At 53.9% G+C, this 17,004-nt stretch carries 17 protein-coding genes and 1 pseudogene; 10 read left to right on the top strand and 8 right to left on the bottom strand.

The genetic code is table 11. From position 1 onward, the window contains the following. Window positions 1-45: 45 nt before the first annotated feature. The 4 genes from sugE to QFZ34_RS15090 all read left to right on the top strand — a co-directional run bounded on the left by sugE (window position 46) and on the right by QFZ34_RS15090 (window position 3,074). Entirely contained in the window at window positions 46-360 is a 315-nt protein-coding gene (sugE, locus tag QFZ34_RS15105; protein ID WP_307282400.1) for a quaternary ammonium compound efflux SMR transporter SugE, read from the top strand. Window positions 361-647: 287 nt separating this feature from the next. Further along, entirely contained in the window at window positions 648-1,427 is a 780-nt protein-coding gene (locus QFZ34_RS15100; protein ID WP_307282399.1) for a molybdopterin-synthase adenylyltransferase MoeB, read from the top strand. Then, window positions 1,417-2,673 (top strand): aconitase X, encoded by a 1,257-nt coding sequence (locus tag QFZ34_RS15095; RefSeq protein WP_307282396.1) that lies wholly within the window; start codon window positions 1,417-1,419, stop codon window positions 2,671-2,673. The genes QFZ34_RS15100 and QFZ34_RS15095 overlap by 11 nt, the downstream gene beginning before the upstream one ends. After that, window positions 2,670-3,074, top strand: a complete 405-nt coding sequence (locus QFZ34_RS15090; protein WP_307282395.1) for an aconitase X swivel domain-containing protein — start codon at window positions 2,670-2,672, stop codon at window positions 3,072-3,074. Before QFZ34_RS15095 ends, QFZ34_RS15090 begins: the two co-directional genes overlap by 4 nt. A 199-nt stretch (window positions 3,075-3,273) precedes the next feature. Here the strand turns inward: QFZ34_RS15090 and QFZ34_RS15085 are convergent, their stop codons facing one another. Then, window positions 3,274-4,275: a 2-hydroxyacid dehydrogenase gene (locus tag QFZ34_RS15085; protein ID WP_115051612.1), complete on the bottom strand. Its 1,002-nt coding sequence runs from the start codon at window positions 4,273-4,275 to the stop codon at window positions 3,274-3,276. A gap of 200 nt (window positions 4,276-4,475) precedes the next feature. Here QFZ34_RS15085 and QFZ34_RS15080 point away from each other — a divergent pair, with 200 nt between their 5' ends. Beyond that, window positions 4,476-5,042: an SH3 domain-containing protein gene (locus QFZ34_RS15080; protein ID WP_370878853.1), complete on the top strand. Its 567-nt coding sequence runs from the start codon at window positions 4,476-4,478 to the stop codon at window positions 5,040-5,042. On the opposite strand, the gene QFZ34_RS15075 is transcribed toward QFZ34_RS15080, so the two are convergent. After that, window positions 5,039-6,565 carry an MFS transporter gene (locus tag QFZ34_RS15075; protein ID WP_307282393.1) on the bottom strand — a complete coding sequence of 509 codons (1,527 nt, stop codon included), beginning with the start codon at window positions 6,563-6,565 and terminating at the stop codon, window positions 5,039-5,041. The genes QFZ34_RS15080 and QFZ34_RS15075 overlap by 4 nt on opposite strands. A 130-nt stretch (window positions 6,566-6,695) precedes the next feature. On the opposite strand from QFZ34_RS15075, the gene QFZ34_RS15070 reads away from it, so the two are divergent. Beyond that, window positions 6,696-7,586, top strand: coding sequence for a LysR family transcriptional regulator (locus tag QFZ34_RS15070; protein WP_115051411.1), 891 nt, complete (start codon window positions 6,696-6,698; stop codon window positions 7,584-7,586). A gap of 118 nt (window positions 7,587-7,704) precedes the next feature. Here QFZ34_RS15070 and irrA read toward each other — a convergent pair whose 3' ends face one another. Beyond that, window positions 7,705-8,136 carry an iron response transcriptional regulator IrrA gene (gene irrA, locus QFZ34_RS15065; RefSeq protein ID WP_115051412.1) on the bottom strand — a complete coding sequence of 144 codons (432 nt, stop codon included), beginning with the start codon at window positions 8,134-8,136 and terminating at the stop codon, window positions 7,705-7,707. Window positions 8,137-8,443: 307 nt separating this feature from the next. On the opposite strand from irrA, the gene fabA reads away from it, so the two are divergent. Genes fabA through fabI form a run of 3 tightly spaced genes read left to right on the top strand, consistent with a single transcriptional unit; the run spans window position 8,444 to window position 11,040 of the window. Continuing rightward, window positions 8,444-8,959 (top strand): 3-hydroxyacyl-[acyl-carrier-protein] dehydratase FabA, encoded by a 516-nt coding sequence (fabA, locus tag QFZ34_RS15060; protein WP_008122449.1) that lies wholly within the window; start codon window positions 8,444-8,446, stop codon window positions 8,957-8,959. Window positions 8,960-8,988: 29 nt separating this feature from the next. Beyond that, on the top strand, window positions 8,989-10,215 hold the full coding sequence (gene fabB / locus QFZ34_RS15055) for a beta-ketoacyl-ACP synthase I (protein WP_115051413.1): 1,227 nt from the start codon (window positions 8,989-8,991) through the stop codon (window positions 10,213-10,215). 9 nt (window positions 10,216-10,224) lie between these two features. Next, window positions 10,225-11,040 (top strand): enoyl-ACP reductase FabI, encoded by an 816-nt coding sequence (fabI, locus tag QFZ34_RS15050; RefSeq protein ID WP_115051414.1) that lies wholly within the window; start codon window positions 10,225-10,227, stop codon window positions 11,038-11,040. A 143-nt stretch (window positions 11,041-11,183) separates the two neighbouring features. Here the strand turns inward: fabI and QFZ34_RS15045 are convergent, their stop codons facing one another. From QFZ34_RS15045 to rpsO, 3 genes and pseudogenes are all read right to left on the bottom strand, one after another. Beyond that, window positions 11,184-12,200, bottom strand: coding sequence for a class I SAM-dependent methyltransferase (locus tag QFZ34_RS15045; RefSeq protein ID WP_307282387.1), 1,017 nt, complete (start codon window positions 12,198-12,200; stop codon window positions 11,184-11,186). Between the two features lie 81 nt (window positions 12,201-12,281). Then, window positions 12,282-14,424: pseudogene (gene pnp, locus QFZ34_RS15040) on the bottom strand (polyribonucleotide nucleotidyltransferase). Window positions 14,425-14,641: 217 nt separating this feature from the next. Then, entirely contained in the window at window positions 14,642-14,911 is a 270-nt protein-coding gene (gene rpsO / locus QFZ34_RS15035) for a 30S ribosomal protein S15 (RefSeq protein ID WP_008122441.1), read from the bottom strand. Window positions 14,912-15,153: 242 nt separating this feature from the next. On the opposite strand from rpsO, the gene QFZ34_RS15030 reads away from it, so the two are divergent. Further along, window positions 15,154-15,501: a gamma-glutamylcyclotransferase family protein gene (locus QFZ34_RS15030; protein ID WP_115051417.1), complete on the top strand. Its 348-nt coding sequence runs from the start codon at window positions 15,154-15,156 to the stop codon at window positions 15,499-15,501. Here the strand turns inward: QFZ34_RS15030 and truB are convergent. After that, the gene (truB, locus tag QFZ34_RS15025) at window positions 15,498-16,469 is read right to left on the bottom strand and encodes a tRNA pseudouridine(55) synthase TruB (protein ID WP_115051418.1); all 972 of its coding nucleotides are present in this window, start codon (window positions 16,467-16,469) and stop codon (window positions 15,498-15,500) included. The two genes, QFZ34_RS15030 and truB, sit on opposite strands and share 4 nt — an antisense overlap. Continuing rightward, entirely contained in the window at window positions 16,470-16,925 is a 456-nt protein-coding gene (gene rbfA / locus QFZ34_RS15020) for a 30S ribosome-binding factor RbfA (RefSeq protein ID WP_115051419.1), read from the bottom strand. Window positions 16,926-17,004: the final 79 nt, after the last annotated feature.

Below are 17,004 nucleotides of genomic sequence, written 5' to 3'. Positions count from 1 at the left end.
TCAGACAAATCCGGGACGGCCCGACAGTTCAAAAGGATGGTCGTCATGGCCTGGATTATTCTCATAACCGCAGGACTTTTCGAAATCGGCTGGGCCATCGGGCTCAAATATACCGATGGCTTTACCAAGTTTACGCCTTCAATTCTCACCGCTGGCAGCATGATTATCAGCGTCGTGCTTCTTGGTCTTGCCCTACGCGATCTGCCAGTTGGTAGCGCCTATGCGGTGTGGACCGGCATTGGCACAGTGGGCACCGCGCTGCTTGGCATGTATATTTTCGGCGAGCCTGCTACTGTGGTGCGGCTTGTCTGTATCGGGTTGATTGTTGCCGGTATCGGCGGGCTGAAGTTTTTGGCGTAGCACGAGAGCTGCACATAAGTATTGCGTGGTTCGCCCTTCAACAAGCTCAGGGGGTTCACCGTAAGAAAGGTGGGATGATCGCAATAATACCGCGGGCATCTCCGTGACATTCCATCCAGACCACCTCTCCGTCACCCTCGGGCTTGATCCGAGGGTCCAAAGACAGATGGTAGAAAATTGGATCCTCGGGTCAAGCCCGAGGATGACGAAGAGGTGGTGGTGTTTTCCTTGAGGGAGGGATAATTCGGCGCATTGGTTTCAGGTTCATCATCCCCTAGAGTAGCAGCATGATCGATCAGCCGAATACTGCCCTTTCCTCTTCTGAAGTTGAACGCTATGCCCGCCATATCATTCTTGGTGAAATTGGCGGCCCTGGTCAGCAAAAGCTGAAGCGCGCCCGCGTGCTCGTGGTGGGCGCGGGTGGGCTTGGTGCGCCTGTGCTGCAATATCTGGCTGCGGCGGGCATTGGCACACTCGGCATTGTCGATGATGACCGTGTTTCCCTGTCAAATCTGCAAAGGCAGATCATCCATTCGACCGAGCTGGTCGGCTCCCCCAAGGGAGAAAGCGCGGCGCGAGCAATCGCAGCGATTAATCCGCATGTCATCGCCGAGGTGCATGAAATGCGCCTTGCGCCCGACAATGCCGCCGATCTCGTTTGCCGCTACGATATTGTTGTCGATGGCTCAGATAATTTCGATACACGCTATTTGCTGGCCGATACTTGCCTTGCTCAAAAGCGCCCGCTGGTTTCGGCAGCGCTGGGGCGGTTTGACGGATCGCTGACCACACTCATGCCCTATGCCACCAACAGCGACGGGGGTTCAAATCCCTCCTACCGCGATCTCTTTCCAAACCCGCCGCCACCCGGGCTTGTTCCTGCCTGCGCCGAAGCGGGGGTGCTTGGCGTCCTTCCCGGCGTCATCGGCACCTTGCAGGCAACCGAGGTCATCAAGCTTGTCACCGGCATAGGCGAGCCGCTGATCGGCAAGCTCCTCCTTTACGATGCGCTGACCTCTCGCTTTGAAACAATCAAATACCGGGCCAGAAAAGCCGATGGCGCTTGAACTTTCCGAGGAACAGCGCGCAATCGCCAGCGGTTCGCGCGGCAAAGGTTCCGCCATGGCCATGCGTATCGTTGCTGCGACAGCGCGGCTAATGGGTGCGCCATCGCTGATCCCGATTGCCTCCGCGCATATTGATGGCGCGCTTTACCATGGCGATAGCGGCACGCTTTTCGCAGAAAAGCTGGTTGAGGGCGGCGCCAAGGTTGCCGTGCGCGCCACGCTGAATGTCGGCTCGCTTGATCTTACCGGCTGTTCTAAAAATCGCTTGCCAGCCCATGAGCGCGATATGGCGCGGCGAATGATGGACGCCTATCGCGTGCTTGGCTGCGAGCCAAGCTGGACCTGCGCGCCCTATCAGGCCGGTCATCGTCCGGCGCTTGGCAGCGATGTCGCATGGGGCGAATCGAATGCGGTTGTGTTCTGCAACTCAGTACTGGGCGCACGCACCAATCGCTATGGCGATTTTCTTGATATTGCCTGCGCCATTGCCGGTTTTGCCCCCTATTATGGGTTGCACATACCGGAAAACCGCCGTGCCACAATCATTTTTGACGTCGGTGCGATTGATCTGGCATTTTTGCGCTCGGAAGTTGCATGGCCCATTCTTGGCAGTCTGTTTGGGCGCGAGATTGGCGATGCCATTGGCGTTGTGGCTGGTGTCCATGCCCATCCTGGAGAAGATGCCTTGAAAGCTTTCGGCGCTGCATCGGCTTCGGCGGGCGCTGTCGGACTTTTCCATGTAGCAGGCGTGACACCCGAAGCGCCGGATCTGGCGACCGCGCTACATCATCAAGCGCCGCAAGCGCTCATCCATGTAACGAACGAGATGATTGCGGATTCGCGTCGGCGTCTTTCTACCGCGCGCGACATGGCGCGCATTGATGCCGTCGCCATTGGCAGCCCTCATCTTTCGGTGTCGGAGTTTGACCGGCTTGAAACTCTCATTGCCGGACGCAAACTCAAGATTCCGCTTTATGCCTGCACTGGACGCCACGCGCTTGCCGCATTGGAGGGCAATGGCCGCCGCCAGTCGCTGGAGGCGTCGGGCGTGGTCATTGTCGCTGATACCTGTGTTGTGGTTACGCCGATTCTGCCGGATATTGAAGGCGCGGTGCTTATGACCAATTCCGGCAAATTCGCCCATTACGCGCCGGGCAATACGGGCTATGGCGTCATTTACGGCTCCATGGCTGAATGCGTGGAAAGCGCTATATTGGCGCGTCCTGTCTTTGGTGCATCGCCATGAGGGCGGAAATTCTGGTTCAGGGGCAAGCGACGCGTGCCGATGCGCTGGTGCTGACCGCGCCGATCAGCTTCTGGGGCGGGGTTAACCCCAAGACAGGCTTGATCGCCGATGTCCGCCATCCGCAGCATGGTGTTTCGATCACCGGCAAAGTGCTTTGCCTGCCGGGAACGATTGGCTCATCTTCGGCAGCAGCCGTTTTGCTGGAATTGGTCTCGGCGGGTCTGGCGCCTGCCGCAATCGTCCTGCACGAGCCCGACGCAATTTTGCTGCTTGGCCTCATCGTTGCGCAGGAAATGGGCCATGCAACGCCGATGGCCCTGCGGATGGATCGCGGAGACTTTGCAGGGTTTGTTGAGCGTGAGCTTTGTATTAGCACTGACGGTTCGATCAGCGTTATTTAAAATCCTAGCATTGGCGTTTTGCGTGGTTCGACGGGGCTCACCATGAGGAATGTAGTGGGGTGCAGCAGATAGAGCCAACTTGTTGGCTCTATGCGTTCTGCTTCTCTTGCAATCAGCCAATCTTCCTCATGGTGAGCTCATCCTGAGCTTGTCGAAGGGCGAACCACGCAAAACAGGTTTGCCAAATCTCGATAAATTCTCACCGGTCCCTTGGCAGCACGCGATCTGGCGGTCTGTGCCCATCGATAAAGGTGCGGATATTAATGATGACCTTCTCGCCCATATCAATACGACCTTCCAGCGTAGCGGAGCCCATATGCGGGAGGATGACCACCTTGCCCGCCTTGGCCAGTTTGCGCAGCTTGGAATTAACGGCTGGCTCATGTTCAAACACATCCAGCGCTGCGCCGGACAATTTGCCCTGATCCAATTGGTCGATCAGCGCCTGCTCATCAATGATCTGGCCGCGTGCCGTATTAACGATAAAGGCAGTTGGCTGCATCAGCGCAATGCGGCGGGCAGAGAGCAAATGGAATGTCGCGGGTGTCGACGGGCAATTGACCGAGATAATATCCATGCGCGCCAGCATCTGGTCGAGGCTTTCCCAATAGGTCGCCTCCAGCTCTTCTTCGGTCTTCGGGCTCACCGGCTTGCGGTTGTGATAATGGATTGAAAGGCCAAAGGCCTTGGCGCGGCGGGCAACGGCAGTGCCGATGCGGCCCATGCCGACAATGCCGAGACGTTTGCCCCAGATGCGGCGACCAAGCATCCAGGTCGGACCCCAGCCCTCCCATTTTCCGTCATCGAGCAGAATGGACGCACCCTCTACGAGACGACGCGGTACTGCCAGCATCAGTGCCATGGTCATGTCGGCGGTGTCTTCGGTCAAAACGTTTGGAGTATTGGTTACAGTGATGCCGCGTGCAGCCGCGGCTACAACATCAATATTGTCGGTGCCATTGCCGAAATTGGCGATCAGCTTGAGATTTGGACCTGCCGCCTTGATGACCTCTTCATCAATACGGTCGGTTACGGTCGGCACGAGAACATTGGCCTGAGAAACCGCCTCTATCAACTCCGCCTTGGTCAACCGCCGATCATCAACATTCAACCGTGCCTCGAAAAGTTCGCGCATGCGCGTTTCGATGGGGTCCGGCAATTTGCGGGTAATTACGACCAGAGGCTTTTTGCTCACCGATATTCCCCTCCCTTTCGCCTGCAATATTGAGAGCTCTTTAACCAAACCATTGCAAACTGCAATTGCTGTTATGCCGCTCCGGCGCGAAACTTGTCACGCCTGAACAACTGTCTACCAAGGCCAGACATAGAAGACAAAGAAAAACAAGGATCGTTCCGCGATCAGATGAAAATCACCAGGTTGAACGGAACGATGAAGGACCAATATTGTTGACGATTAAGAAATTCCACCTTTTCGCCGTTTCCACAAGTCTTGCCGCAGCGCTCGTTACGGCAGCACCGCTGAGCCTGCCCGCGCTTGTCAAAGCCGAGGCCGCCGGGCAGATTGGCCCCAGTGGATTACCCCTGCCGCGTTTCGTCAGCCTCAAGCCCGGACGCGTCAATCTGCGTGTTGGCCCCGGACGCGATTATGCGGTGACATGGCTGTTTCTTAAATCCGGCCTGCCAGTCGAAATTGTCCAGGAATATGATAATTGGCGGCGGATACGCGATTCGGAAGGCACTGAGGGCTGGGTGTATCAATCATTGCTGTCAGGCAAACGGACCGGCATGACTGCACCTTGGCAAAAGGACAAGGACGGGGTCATGCTCAATGTCTTTGCCAAGGCAGATGACAAGACACCCGTTGTTGCGAAAGTACAGCCGGGTGTTCTTGGCACATTGAAGAATTGCAATGGTGATTACTGCCGTGTGGTTTTTGGTGGCGCAAGCGGCTGGATGCGCCAGAACGAGATTTGGGGTGCCTATCCCGGCGAGAAATTCGAGGATTAGGCCGAGGCTATTTTTTCCGACAATTGCTTTGGCCGGAAAACCAAATAGCTGCAAAGCGCCAGAATCCACACCGAGACTGCACCGTAAAGCAGCACCCAGCCATAGCCATGGATAAGCGCAGACCGAATGACCGAGGCGGAAAGGCCCGGCAATTCGGTTGCTATTGCCGCAAGGTTTCCTGATGCGATGCGCTCTGCTGCCGAATAGAGCGCCGTTCCGGACAGAGCCTCTTGCGCAACGCTTTGCAAATGCGCCGAAACACCACTGATAAGGATAAAGCCCATAAGCGCTATGTTGATTGCAAGCGCAGTCAGGCGCGCACTCATATCAATCCCCGACGCCATGCCGGCACGGTTGCTTGCCACAGCTCCAGTTGCAGTGTTGGTGACTGGCGTATTGGTCAGGCCCAAGCCTGTTCCCGCGAGCACCGCACCGGGCAGCATGGTTAGCCAGCTTGCATTTTCCATGCCTGATCCCAACCACATGAAAACAAAGCCAAGACCGATGATGAAAAGTCCCATCGGAATGACAGTACCGGGTCCGAATCGCAGGGTCAGCTTTTCGGCAATAGGCGGGACAATCAAGGTTGGCAGCGTATAGGCAAGGACGGCAAGTCCCGTCGCCACATTGCTATAGCCAAGCGCGGCTTGAAAATAGAGCGGCAGATAAATCATGAATGGCCAGAAACAAAAATTCATGCCCATGGAGCCAAACATTGCACCGGAAAAATTCCGCACCTTGAAGACCGAAAAATCAAACATGGGATAGGGATGGTGCCGCTCGATCATTACAAAGGCGAAAAGACCAGCTAGAGACAGCCCGATCGCGCTCAGAGCAAGAGTGCTGGCAAACCCGGTAACAGGCCCCTGCGTGATGAAAAATACGAGGCAGAAAACCGCAACCGAGTAGGTTCCCATGCCAAAAAAGTCGAGCGACTTGGCTTCCTGATCCGAGGATTCCTTCACGCCCGCATAGGCAAGTACAAAGGTTACAGCTGCGACAACCGCGTGAACCAGAAACACCCATTTCCAATCCAGCAATGCCAGAATCATACCGCCAATAATGGGTCCGAATCCTAGGCCTATGCCAAAAATGACGCCCCATACAGCAAAGGCACGAGCGCGCTGTTTGGCGTCGGAAAATAAATGCGACAAAACCGATATATGACCGATCAGCATGATGCCGCCGCTGATCCCTTGCAGAAATCTGGCGGCAATCAGCACAGCCATATTTTGTGCCAAGCCACAAACCAGCGATGTCACACCGAACATTACAATACTGATCAAAAAGACCCGCTTGCGGCCAAACCGGTCAGCAAGCGTCCCTGCTGCCATCAGGACCGAGGTGCAAGCCAGCGTATAGGCGGTCATGACCCATTGCAGCTCATTGAAACTGCCGTGCAAAACCTGCTCCAGGACTGACAAGATGACCGGGACGCTGGAGATTTCGAGCCCGAACATGAGCGAAGCCAAACAGACCGCTGCCAAAGCAAGCGGTGTTCTGGCCGAGGTAGAACTGATCATGGGTAAATACTCTCTGGTTAAACGATGCCGGAGGGCCAAACAGCAGGTGCCCTGTGGCTATCGTTGTAAAGGGAGATGTCTTATGATAGAAATGATATAATTTCGCGTATTAATTAACATTGGTCATGAAATGAATCCCGACTTTGATCCCCCGCTTTTGCGTGCTTTCATTGCCGTTGTCGATACCGGCAGCTTCACTCATGCAGCGCAACGCTTGCACCTGACCCAATCGGCGATCAGCCATCAGATAAGACGTTTGGAGGAGCAGGTCGGCACGCCTCTGCTCTACAGGACAACGCGCGCTTTAACTTTGACCCCGAGCGGCGTCGATTTCTTGCAATGCGCCAAACAGATTATTGTGATGCTGGACAGTCTGTCCCAGCGGTTCAATCCGTCGCCAGTCACAGGGATCGTACGGTTCGGCGTTATCGAAAATTTCCTGGGTGATAAATTGGCGCATCTGCTTTGCCAGTTCGGCCGCACATATCCCTCCATTACCCTTGATGTGAATGTCAGCCCCAATCTTGATTTGACAGCGATGGTTGCCGCCGGGCAACTCGATTTGGCAGTGCTGCTATGCAAGGAAAATGACGCTGATTGTGGTTCCGTCCTGCGTAAAACACGGCAAGTATGGGTAGCAGCTGACAATTTTACGCTTGCTCCCGGTGCATCGCTGCCGCTTGCCTTGTCCCCTTCGCCCTGTTTTCATCGGCGTGCCTGCGCCACTGCCCTTGAAGAGACCAATTTGGGCTGGCACATTGTTTTCACCTCGCCAAGCCAGCATGGCCTTCACGCCGCTGTTCTCTCAGGACTGGCAATTACCATCATGCCCGATGATGATGTGAGGCCCGGCATGCGAATTGTTGATGGTCAATATGGCTTGCCGCCGCTGCCCGACGCCGCTTTTGTTCTTGCATGGAGTGAAGGCAATAAAACTGATGCGGCCTGTGAATTTGGCAAAATGATCGAAGAAATGTCCCGTGCGCCCATGCAATCACAAAAGATTACGGTTCCGGCATAGGCAGGAAAGCGCATCATTGAAAGCGAAGTTAAGAGGCGGAAGGCGATGTTTACAGCGTCGGCGCTTTACAGAAAGATGCGTATCAAGCTTTCCCGTGGACGCTCGACCGTTCTGCGCTTCAGCCGCGCTTCTTGCGCAGTCGAATGACGATATCGACGTTGACGATTTCCATGCCCTCAGGAACAGGCGGCAGATGACCTACCATGGCGGAGCCATCTGGAATATCGATGACCTCGTTTTCACCTTCAACGAAAAAGTGATGATGGTCGGAGGTATTGGTATCGAAATAAGTCTTTGCACCTTCAACCGCCAGAATGCGCAACATTCCGGCTTGCGTGAATTGATGCAGTGTATTGTAGACCGTCGCCAGCGAAACGGGCACATCGGCGCCAAGCGCCTCTTCGTGCAGCTCTTCGGCTGAAAGATGGCGGTCGCCTTTGGAGAAAATAAGGTTTGCAAGGGCAATACGCTGACGGGTGGGCCTCAGACCAGCAAAGCGCAGGCGCTCCTGTAAGGGAACGTCGGCGTCAATTTCATAAGAAATATGCATGGCGCTTGTGCCACTCCGTTAACTGATATCCAAAGTCGCACAACAGATTTTTATTCAGCGTGCTACACCATTCATATATGCCGTCTTGCGAAATCGATCAATAGGCAGCAAATACGCCGATAATATGTGCTTTGCCAAGGATTCAGTCACATAAGTTTCGCACTGTTTCCAGTGAAAGCAAGGGTTCCATTTGCGCGTGGTTTGCTCTAGGAAGCGTTTTCAGGCGGAAACACTCTATGATAGGGTCCTGCAGCCTGGATGTCGTGTGCCCCAAGCGCAAGATTTGAAGTTACCGATGGGAGAAAGAATGCCAGAACAGAAATCAAGCTACGGCTACGAAGAGCTCCTGGCTTGCGCCCGTGGAGAGATGTTCGGTCAGGGCAATGCCCAACTGCCAGCACCACCTATGCTGATGTTCGACCGCATTACCGAGATTTCTGAAACGGGCGGTGAAAACGGCAAGGGCTATATCCGCGCTGAATTTGATATCAAGCCTGACCTCTGGTTCTTTCCCTGCCACTTCATTGGCGATCCGGTCATGCCAGGTTGTCTCGGACTCGATGCCATGTGGCAATTGACCGGCTTTTATCTGGGCTGGCTCGGCGAGCCTGGCAAAGGCCGCGCTCTATCCACGGGCGAGGTAAAATTCACCGGAATGGTTACGCCAAAAAATAAACTTGTCGAATATGGCATTGATTTCAAGCGTGTAATGCGCGGTCGTCTGGTCCTTGGCATTGCCGATGGCTGGCTAAAGGTCGATGGCGAGACTATCTACAAGGCAACCGACCTGCGGGTTGGCTTGTTCAAGGAAAGCGCGGCGTAAGCCGATGCAATACCTTTAAGGAGATCGCAATGCGGCGAGTGGTTGTGACGGGCATGGGTATTGTGTCCTCTATAGGCAATAATGTGCAGGAGGTTCTCGAATCCCTGCGTACAGCGAAATCGGGCATCGTCTTCGCAGAAGAATATGCAGCCCATGGTTTTCGCAGCCAGGTCAAGGGCGCTCCAACGCTCGACCCGTCTACTCTGGTTGACCGGCGCGCCATGCGTTTTCACGGCGGCGGCACGGCATGGAACCATGTAGCCATGGATCAGGCCATTGCTGATGCCGGCCTTGACGAGAGCCATATCTCCAATGAGCGCACCGGCATCATCATGGGCTCTGGCGGCTCCTCCACACGAACGATTGTTGAGGCCGCTGAAAAGACCATTGAATCCGGCTCCAGCAAAAAAGTCGGGCCCTTCGCTGTGCCAAAGGCCATGTCTTCAACTGCGTCGGCAACGCTTGCTACATGGTTCAAGATCAAAGGCGTGAATTATTCTATCTCTTCGGCTTGCGCGACCTCCAACCATTGCGTCGGCAATGCCTATGAGATGATCCAATATGGCAAACAGGACATGATGTTTGCTGGTGGCTGCGAAGATCTGGACTGGACGCTCTCCGTGCTGTTTGACGGAATGGGCGCGATGTCATCGAAATTCAATGACCGGCCGTCCGTCGCCTCGCGTGCCTATGATAAGAATCGCGATGGCTTTGTTATCTCCGGTGGCGCAGGTGTTCTCGTTCTTGAAGAGTTGGAACATGCCAAAGCGCGCGGCGCCAAAATTTACGGCGAACTGGTCGGCTATGGCGTGACCTCTGACGGGGCCGATATGGTTGCACCGAGCGGCGAAGGCGCTGCACGCTGCATGCGTATGGCTATCGCCAACGTCAAGGGCAAGGTCGATTATATCAATCCCCATGCGACCTCTACACCTGTTGGGGATCTGAAGGAAATTGAGGCGATCCGCGAAGTTTTCGGCTCCGGCGATCAGTGCCCGCCGATTTCTGCCACCAAATCTTTGACCGGCCATTCGCAGGGCGCGACAGGCGTGCATGAGTCGATCTATTCGCTGCTGATGCTCAACAATGATTTTATCGCGGAAAGCGCCAATATCGAAGAACTCGATCCGGCATTTGAAGATATGCCAATCGTGCGCAAGCGCATCGACAATGTAAAATTAAACACAGTCCTGACCAATTCTTTCGGATTTGGCGGCACGAATGCGTCGCTGGTCTTCCAGCGCTACGAGGGTTGAGGAATCAAAATGGGTGATCTGATGAAGGGCAAGCGCGGTCTCATCATGGGAGTCGCGAACAGCCATTCCATTGCCTGGGGCATTGCCAAGGAACTCGCCGACAATGGTGCTGAGCTTGCCTTCACCTATCAGGGTGATGCATTTGGCAAGCGTGTGGCACCTTTGGCCGAACAGCTTGGCTCCAAGTTGCTGCTCCCCTGTGATGTCGAAGACATTGCAACAGTCGATGCTGTTTTCGAGACCCTGGAAAAAGAATGGGGCACGATCGATTTTGTCGTGCATGCCATCGGTTTTTCCGACAAATCACAATTGAAGGGCCGCTATGCGGATGTAACCACGCGCGATAACTTCTCGCGGACAATGGTTATTTCAGCCTATTCCTTCACCGAGGTTGCGCAGCGCGCTTCAAAGCTGATGAAGGAAGGGGGCTCTATCCTGACGCTGACCTATGGCGGCTCCACCCGCGTTATGCCGAACTACAATGTCATGGGTGTCGCCAAGGCCGCTCTTGAAGCCATGGTGCGTTATCTAGCCGCTGATTATGGTCCGGAAGGAATTCGCGTCAATGCAATCTCTGCGGGTCCTGTGCGGACTTTAGCGGGTGCTGGCATTGGCGATGCCCGCGCCATGTTCTCCTATCAGCAGCGCAACGCACCTTTGCGACGCACGGTTGATATTGGCGACGTTGGCCGTTCGGCCCTCTATCTCCTGTCAGATCTATCAAGCGGCGTGACTGGCGAAATCCACTATGTGGACTCCGGCTATAACATTGTTTCAATGCCTACATTGGAAGAGCTGAAAAAATCCGATGACGGCAAGGAATAATCTCCAGCCAGTATCTATAATTGAGAACTGATCTGCCGGTTTGAACCTAAAATTTAGAGAATCGGCAGATTTTCACCGAAAAACCATCGAAAATGACCGAGAATTCTCTACCCTAGATCGAAAATTAGTTGCGTGCGGTAGAGCTACTTCTTCGCTTCAATGATTTTGTACCCGGAATTGTCCTCAATGGGCGTCACGTGCTTGAACAACGATTTCAGTCCTGCTTCGTAGGGCATTTGCCGGTTGGCAACGAGTAGGAGCCGACCACCCGGCTTCATTCGTTTTGCAGCCGCTGCGATAAATCCCTGCCCCATTGTGGGATCGGCGCTTCGCCCGGCATGAAATGGCGGATTCATCACGATCGTGTCGTAAATCTCTGTAATTGCTTCGCTATTTACATCATGCCAGTGGAACTTAACGGGTATTGCGCCACCCGTAATATTGGTTTTCGCAGCTTCCAGCGCTTCGAAATCGGCCTCATATAGGTCCAGCGATTTCAGCTTTTCGGGGTATTTCAGCACCTCACTGGCAAGATAACCCCAGCCCGCTCCAAAGTCCGCTACATGACCGCTGATGCGTCCTGCGAAATGCTTGACCAGCATTGCTGAACCATTGTCGATAGCGGTGTGTGAGAACATGCCTGGCGCCGTATTGAAACGACTTTCAACTTGCGTTGGCGTCGGTATAAGTGACTGAACTTTCTCTTTATTTATCTCTACAGAGCGGTTGAACCAGAAGACCACTGCGTGGTTTTTTGACAGCCTGTCTTCTACCGGAGCAATGCTTTCTACGGTCTTGCGAAAGCTATCTACACCCAGTTTTTTATTGCCGCAGACAACTATTCGCCCGCCTGCTTTGACCTGATTCAATGCCTGGGCCAACCAGCCTTCGTTGCGGCCACGATGCTTGCCAAGCAAGATCAAAGCGCCATCAAACTGTTCATCGCCCTGTAGTCTTGGAACAGCGTTAAATCCTGCCTTCTGCAAGGTGAGATAATCCGGTTTGAACGGTTGAAGACAGGTCAGGATAGACTTCCACTCATCTGCAATAGCGCGATCAGCTTCCGCGCCGAGAAACAACCATGACGCGCCTTTACCAGGCACGGGCAGTATCTCGTCTTCGAACGGAAGGAACAGTGTCTGGAGAGCGCCGTTGGCCATGAGTGGGTCCATCTATAGATAGTTATAACAAGAAAAAAGCGCGCCACTGGGGCGCGCCTTTATTATTACATGGAAGAAAGATTACTCAGCGTCTTCCTGAGCCTTCTTTTCCTGAACGATTTCCTTGCCGGTTTCCTGATCGACAACCTTCATCGACAGGCGAACCTTGCCACGTTCGTCAAAGCCCATGAGCTTGACCCAGACCTTCTGGCCTTCTTTGACAACATCTGAAGTCTTGGCAACGCGATCGGAAGCAAGCTGCGAGATGTGAACCAAGCCGTCGCGTGGACCAAAGAAGTTTACGAAGGCGCCGAAGTCAGCAGTCTTTACAACTGTGCCTTCATAGATCTCGCCTACTTCAGGTTCTGCAACAATCGAGTGGATCCACTTGCGGGCAGCTTCGATTTCCTTGGCAGAGGACGATGCAATCTTGACTGTACCATCGTCTTCAATGTTGATCTTCGCGCCCGTCTTTTCGACGATTTCGCGAATGACCTTGCCGCCTGAACCGATAACATCACGGATCTTGTCGGTCGGAATGTTCATGACTTCAATGCGTGGTGCAAATTCACCGAGTTCCGAACGGCCTTCAGTGATGGCCTTTGCCATTTCACCAAGAATATGCAGACGACCATCTTTGGCCTGAGCCAAAGCAACCTTCATGATCTCTTCGGTGATGCCGTCGATCTTGATATCCATCTGCAGAGCAGTGATACCATTTTCAGAACCGGCCACCTTGAAGTCCATATCGCCAAGATGATCTTCGTCGCCGAGAATGTCGGAAAGAACAGCGAATTTCTCGCCTTCCAGGATCAAGCCCATTGCGATACCAGCAACGGGACGCAGCAGTGGAACGCCAGCATCCATAAGGGCAAGCGATGTTCCGCAAACCGTAGCCATCGAAGATGAACCATTGGATTCAGTGATCTCGGAGACTGTACGCAGCGTGTAGGGGAACTGTTCCTTGGCAGGCAGAACCGGGTGAATAGCACGCCATGCAAGCTTGCCATGACCGATTTCACGACGGCCTGGCGAACCCATGCGACCTGTTTCACCGACCGAGTAGGGCGGGAAATTGTAGTGAAGCATGAATGTCTCTTTGTACATGCCGGTCAGCGAGTCGATATATTGCTCGTCTTCGCCTGTGCCGAGCGTAGCAACAACGATGGCCTGTGTTTCACCACGGGTGAACAGAGCCGAACCGTGTGTACGGGGCAAAAGACCAACTTCCGAAACGATAGGGCGAACTGTTGAAAGATCGCGGCCATCGATGCGGCTGCCTGTGTCGAGAATGTTCCAGCGAACGATCTTCGCCTGAACTGACTTGAATACGGTCGCGATTTCTTCTGCGGAAAATTCTGGCTCTTCAACGCCTTCAGGGAAGAAATGCGCCTTCACCTTAGCCTTGGCAGCGTCAACCGCGTTGTAGCGATCCTGCTTGTCAATGATCTTGTAAGCGGCGCGCAAATCTGCCTCAACAACCTTGAGGACAGCAGCTTCTGCTGCTGAAAGGTCATCGGTCTGGAAATCGCGTGGCTCTTTGGCAGCGACTTCAGCAAGCTTGATGATCGCATCGATAACCGGCTGGAAGCTGCGATGACCGAACATGACAGCGCCGAGCATGATGTCTTCAGCCAATTCCTTGGCTTCCGATTCAACCATCAGAACTGCCTCGCCTGTACCGCGCGACGACCAGATCTAGGCTCGATTCAGGCATTTCATCGACAGTTGGGTTCAGGCGGTATTCGCCATTGATGTAGCCAACGCGTGCGCCACCGATCGGGCCCATGAAAGGAACACCGGAAAGTGTCAGAGCAGCGGAAGCGCCGATCAGCGAGATGATGTCCGGATTGTTTTCAAGATCATGCTGGATAACAGTCAGAACGACCTGGGTGTCATTCTTGTAGCCGTCAGCAAAGAGAGGACGGATCGGACGGTCGATCAGGCGCGAAACCAGTGTTTCGTTTTCGCTGGGACGGCCTTCACGCTTGAAGTAACCACCAGGAATTTTGCCGGCTGCGTAGGTCTTTTCCTGATAGTTGACAGTCAGTGGGAAAAAGTCCTGACCAGCCTTTGGTGCCTTGGCGGAAACAACAGTGGCAAGCACGACTGTCTCACCATAAGTGGCCAGAACCGCGCCATCAGCCTGGCGGGCGATCTTGCCGGTTTCCAGAATGAGCGGACGTCCGCCCCATTCGATTTCAACTTTGTGTTGATTAAACATATCTTGTCCTTGAGTGGAGAAAAACGCGCTTCCCTTTGGATCGCAGCATCTTTCTTCCGTTTCGTTTAGACCAATCACGGGCAAGACAATTTGCAACTCGCATAACGAGTTGCCAGCAATCCTGCCCCATGACCTGTCTCATGGGTATTCTTCATTCCTTGAAGGAATGAGTAGAAACCGGCGGGACAGAAATGTCACCGCCGGTTTCAATCCGTTATTAGCGGCGCAGGCCGAGCTTTTCGATCAGCGTCTGGTAGCGGCTCTGATCAATCTTCTTGAGATAATCAAGAAGGCTGCGGCGCGTCGAGACGAGCTTGAGAAGACCACGGCGGGAATGGTTATCCTTTTTGTGGTCCTTGAAATGTTCGGTCAAATTGACAATGCGCTCTGTCAGAACTGCAACCTGGACTTCCGGAGAACCGGTATCGCCTGGCTTCGTTGCATATTCAGTGATCACTGCCTGCTTGCGTTCAGCGGTTATCGACATCGTATATCCTTTCTTTTGAAGAGGAAAACAGGATGCCCACGGCCGGGATGTCGTCCAGCGGGGGCCAGTTAAAGCGACAGACAAAGCCTGAAGCTTGGGGCCGTATAGTCGAAATTGTGACGAATTACCAGTCGCAAATGATTCTTGGAGCTTTTCCGGCCGATAGCGCTGATTTTCGCTATTGCGAATGTGAAAGCATTTGCCGCAAATATGCTCCCAACTAAATTGGGAAGCCTTGCATTATGAATGACACTCCTTGGATCAACCTATTCTCCTACGGGACCCTGCAATTGGAGAGCGTTCAAATATCGTCGTTCGGGCGGTTGCTTACCGGTTACAAGGATGCCATTCCGGGGTTCAGCCGCTCAATGGTGGAAATCACTGATCCCGATGTCATTCGGGCAAGCGGTAGCAATGTTCATCCCATTGTCAGGCCGAGCAGTAATCCTGCAGACGAGGTAGAGGGAACCCTATTTCACATTACCGAGCAAGAACTCGCTGCTGCCGATGCCTATGAGGTTTCAGACTACAAGCGAATTGAAGTCCGCCTGAAATCCGGCATCAAAGCCTGGGTCTATGTAAAGGCCTAATGCGCAAAAACCCGCTTGGGGTTGAATTGTCCATGCTCGATAAAGCCAATGGCTAGAAGCTTGCCCTTGGCTGTTACACAGGCCTCATCAGCCTCCACAGGTGCGTCACGGCCTCGCAAAATAATCGGATTGCCCATGCGAATCCGATGCGCCTGATCGTCAGATATGGCAATTTGCGGCAGACTTTCCAGCGCAGCGCCCGTATCGATCAAAAAGGCATCCATAACAGAGAAACGTTCGGCAAGACGCTCATATGAGCCTTCGTCACCCTCCCCTTCGGCGGGTGCCGGGGGATGTGCAGCTTCAAGTTCTTCGAGTGTTACAAAATCTGCCTCATCGAAAGGCGCAACTTCCGTTCGACGCAGATCGGCAATGTGGCCGTAACACCCAAGATCACGACCCATATCGCGGGCGAGCGAGCGCACGTAGGTGCCTTTGCCACACTCAACTTCAAAAATTGCAGTAGCCTCGTCAGGGCGTTCAATCAGCTCAAGCCGGTCAATCTCGACTTCTCGCGCAGGTATCTCGACCTCTTCGCCGCCGCGTGCCAGATCATAGGCCCGTTCGCCAGCGATCTTGATGGCTGAGAATTTCGGTGGGGTCTGCTGAATCACGCCAGTATATTTCGGCAGTACCGCCTTGATCGCCGCTTCGTCTGGGCGATTATCCGATGTAGCGCTGATTTCACCTTCCAGATCATCTGTCGTGCGTTCGGCACCCCAGCTCACCGTGAAGCGATAAATCTTTGTGCCATCCATCACATAGGGCACGGTTTTGGTCGCCTCGCCCAGTGCAATCGGCAACATGCCCGAAGCCAAGGGATCAAGCGTGCCCGCATGACCAGCTTTTTCCGCTTTGAACAGCCATTTTATTTTGGAGACGGCCTCCGTCGAGCCCATGCCTTTCGGCTTGTCAAAGATCAGCCAGCCGGATACCGGACGGCCCTTTTTCTTGCGCTGTCTTGCCATTTAATTATCGCCATGCCCCGGCACATCGCCCGGATTCGGATCGCCGCCATCATCATCGTCATGGTCATCATCCAGATCGCGTGTGACCTCCGGTTTGCGCAGCAAAGCGTCAATCTTCGCGTAATTATCGAAGCTTGTATCAATGCGAAAGCGAAATTCCGGCATATATTTCATGGATTTAAGGTATGTGCCTGCACGCCCGCGGATAAATTTAGCATGCTTGTTCAAGGCGGTAATGACACCTTCACTATCCGTTGCACCGACGGGCGATACGAAACAGGTAGCAATCTTCAAATCCGGTGACATGCGCACTTCGGAGATTGCAATGACGGCATTCTCAAGCTTGTCATCCCGCACATCGCCCCGTTGCAGCACTTGTGAAACCGCATGTCGCACCTGCTCGCTGACGCGTAGCTGGCGTTGAGATGGACCTGATCCGGTAGCAAAACGAGCCATTATTACCTATCCAGACAAACAAGAGATCGCCGGATTATTATTCCGGCGATCCTGTTATCAATAATCGAGACGCTTGAGT

Source organism: Phyllobacterium ifriqiyense, from assembly GCF_030817885.1.
In the GTDB taxonomy this organism is placed as follows: domain Bacteria; phylum Pseudomonadota; class Alphaproteobacteria; order Rhizobiales; family Rhizobiaceae; genus Phyllobacterium; species Phyllobacterium ifriqiyense.
Note: the sequence above shows the minus strand (reverse complement) of the source record. Positions and strands in the feature narration are given on the sequence as shown.

Excerpts from the sequence above, each read along its gene's own strand:
- sugE (WP_307282400.1), top strand. The coding sequence starts at position 46 with ATGGCCTGGATTATTCTCATAACCGCAGGACTTTTCGAAATCGGCTGG.
- QFZ34_RS15100 (WP_307282399.1), top strand. The coding sequence starts at position 648 with ATGATCGATCAGCCGAATACTGCCCTTTCCTCTTCTGAAGTTGAACGC.
- QFZ34_RS15095 (WP_307282396.1), top strand. The coding sequence starts at position 1,417 with ATGGCGCTTGAACTTTCCGAGGAACAGCGCGCAATCGCCAGCGGTTCG.
- QFZ34_RS15090 (WP_307282395.1), top strand. The coding sequence starts at position 2,670 with ATGAGGGCGGAAATTCTGGTTCAGGGGCAAGCGACGCGTGCCGATGCG.
- QFZ34_RS15075 (WP_307282393.1), bottom strand. The coding sequence starts at position 6,565 with ATGATCAGTTCTACCTCGGCCAGAACACCGCTTGCTTTGGCAGCGGTC.
- QFZ34_RS15070 (WP_115051411.1), top strand. The coding sequence starts at position 6,696 with ATGAATCCCGACTTTGATCCCCCGCTTTTGCGTGCTTTCATTGCCGTT.
- irrA (WP_115051412.1), bottom strand. The coding sequence starts at position 8,136 with ATGCATATTTCTTATGAAATTGACGCCGACGTTCCCTTACAGGAGCGC.
- fabA (WP_008122449.1), top strand. The coding sequence starts at position 8,444 with ATGCCAGAACAGAAATCAAGCTACGGCTACGAAGAGCTCCTGGCTTGC.
- fabB (WP_115051413.1), top strand. The coding sequence starts at position 8,989 with ATGCGGCGAGTGGTTGTGACGGGCATGGGTATTGTGTCCTCTATAGGC.
- fabI (WP_115051414.1), top strand. The coding sequence starts at position 10,225 with ATGGGTGATCTGATGAAGGGCAAGCGCGGTCTCATCATGGGAGTCGCG.
- QFZ34_RS15045 (WP_307282387.1), bottom strand. The coding sequence starts at position 12,200 with ATGGCCAACGGCGCTCTCCAGACACTGTTCCTTCCGTTCGAAGACGAG.
- rpsO (WP_008122441.1), bottom strand. The coding sequence starts at position 14,911 with ATGTCGATAACCGCTGAACGCAAGCAGGCAGTGATCACTGAATATGCA.
- QFZ34_RS15030 (WP_115051417.1), top strand. The coding sequence starts at position 15,154 with ATGAATGACACTCCTTGGATCAACCTATTCTCCTACGGGACCCTGCAA.
- truB (WP_115051418.1), bottom strand. The coding sequence starts at position 16,469 with ATGGCAAGACAGCGCAAGAAAAAGGGCCGTCCGGTATCCGGCTGGCTG.
- rbfA (WP_115051419.1), bottom strand. The coding sequence starts at position 16,925 with ATGGCTCGTTTTGCTACCGGATCAGGTCCATCTCAACGCCAGCTACGC.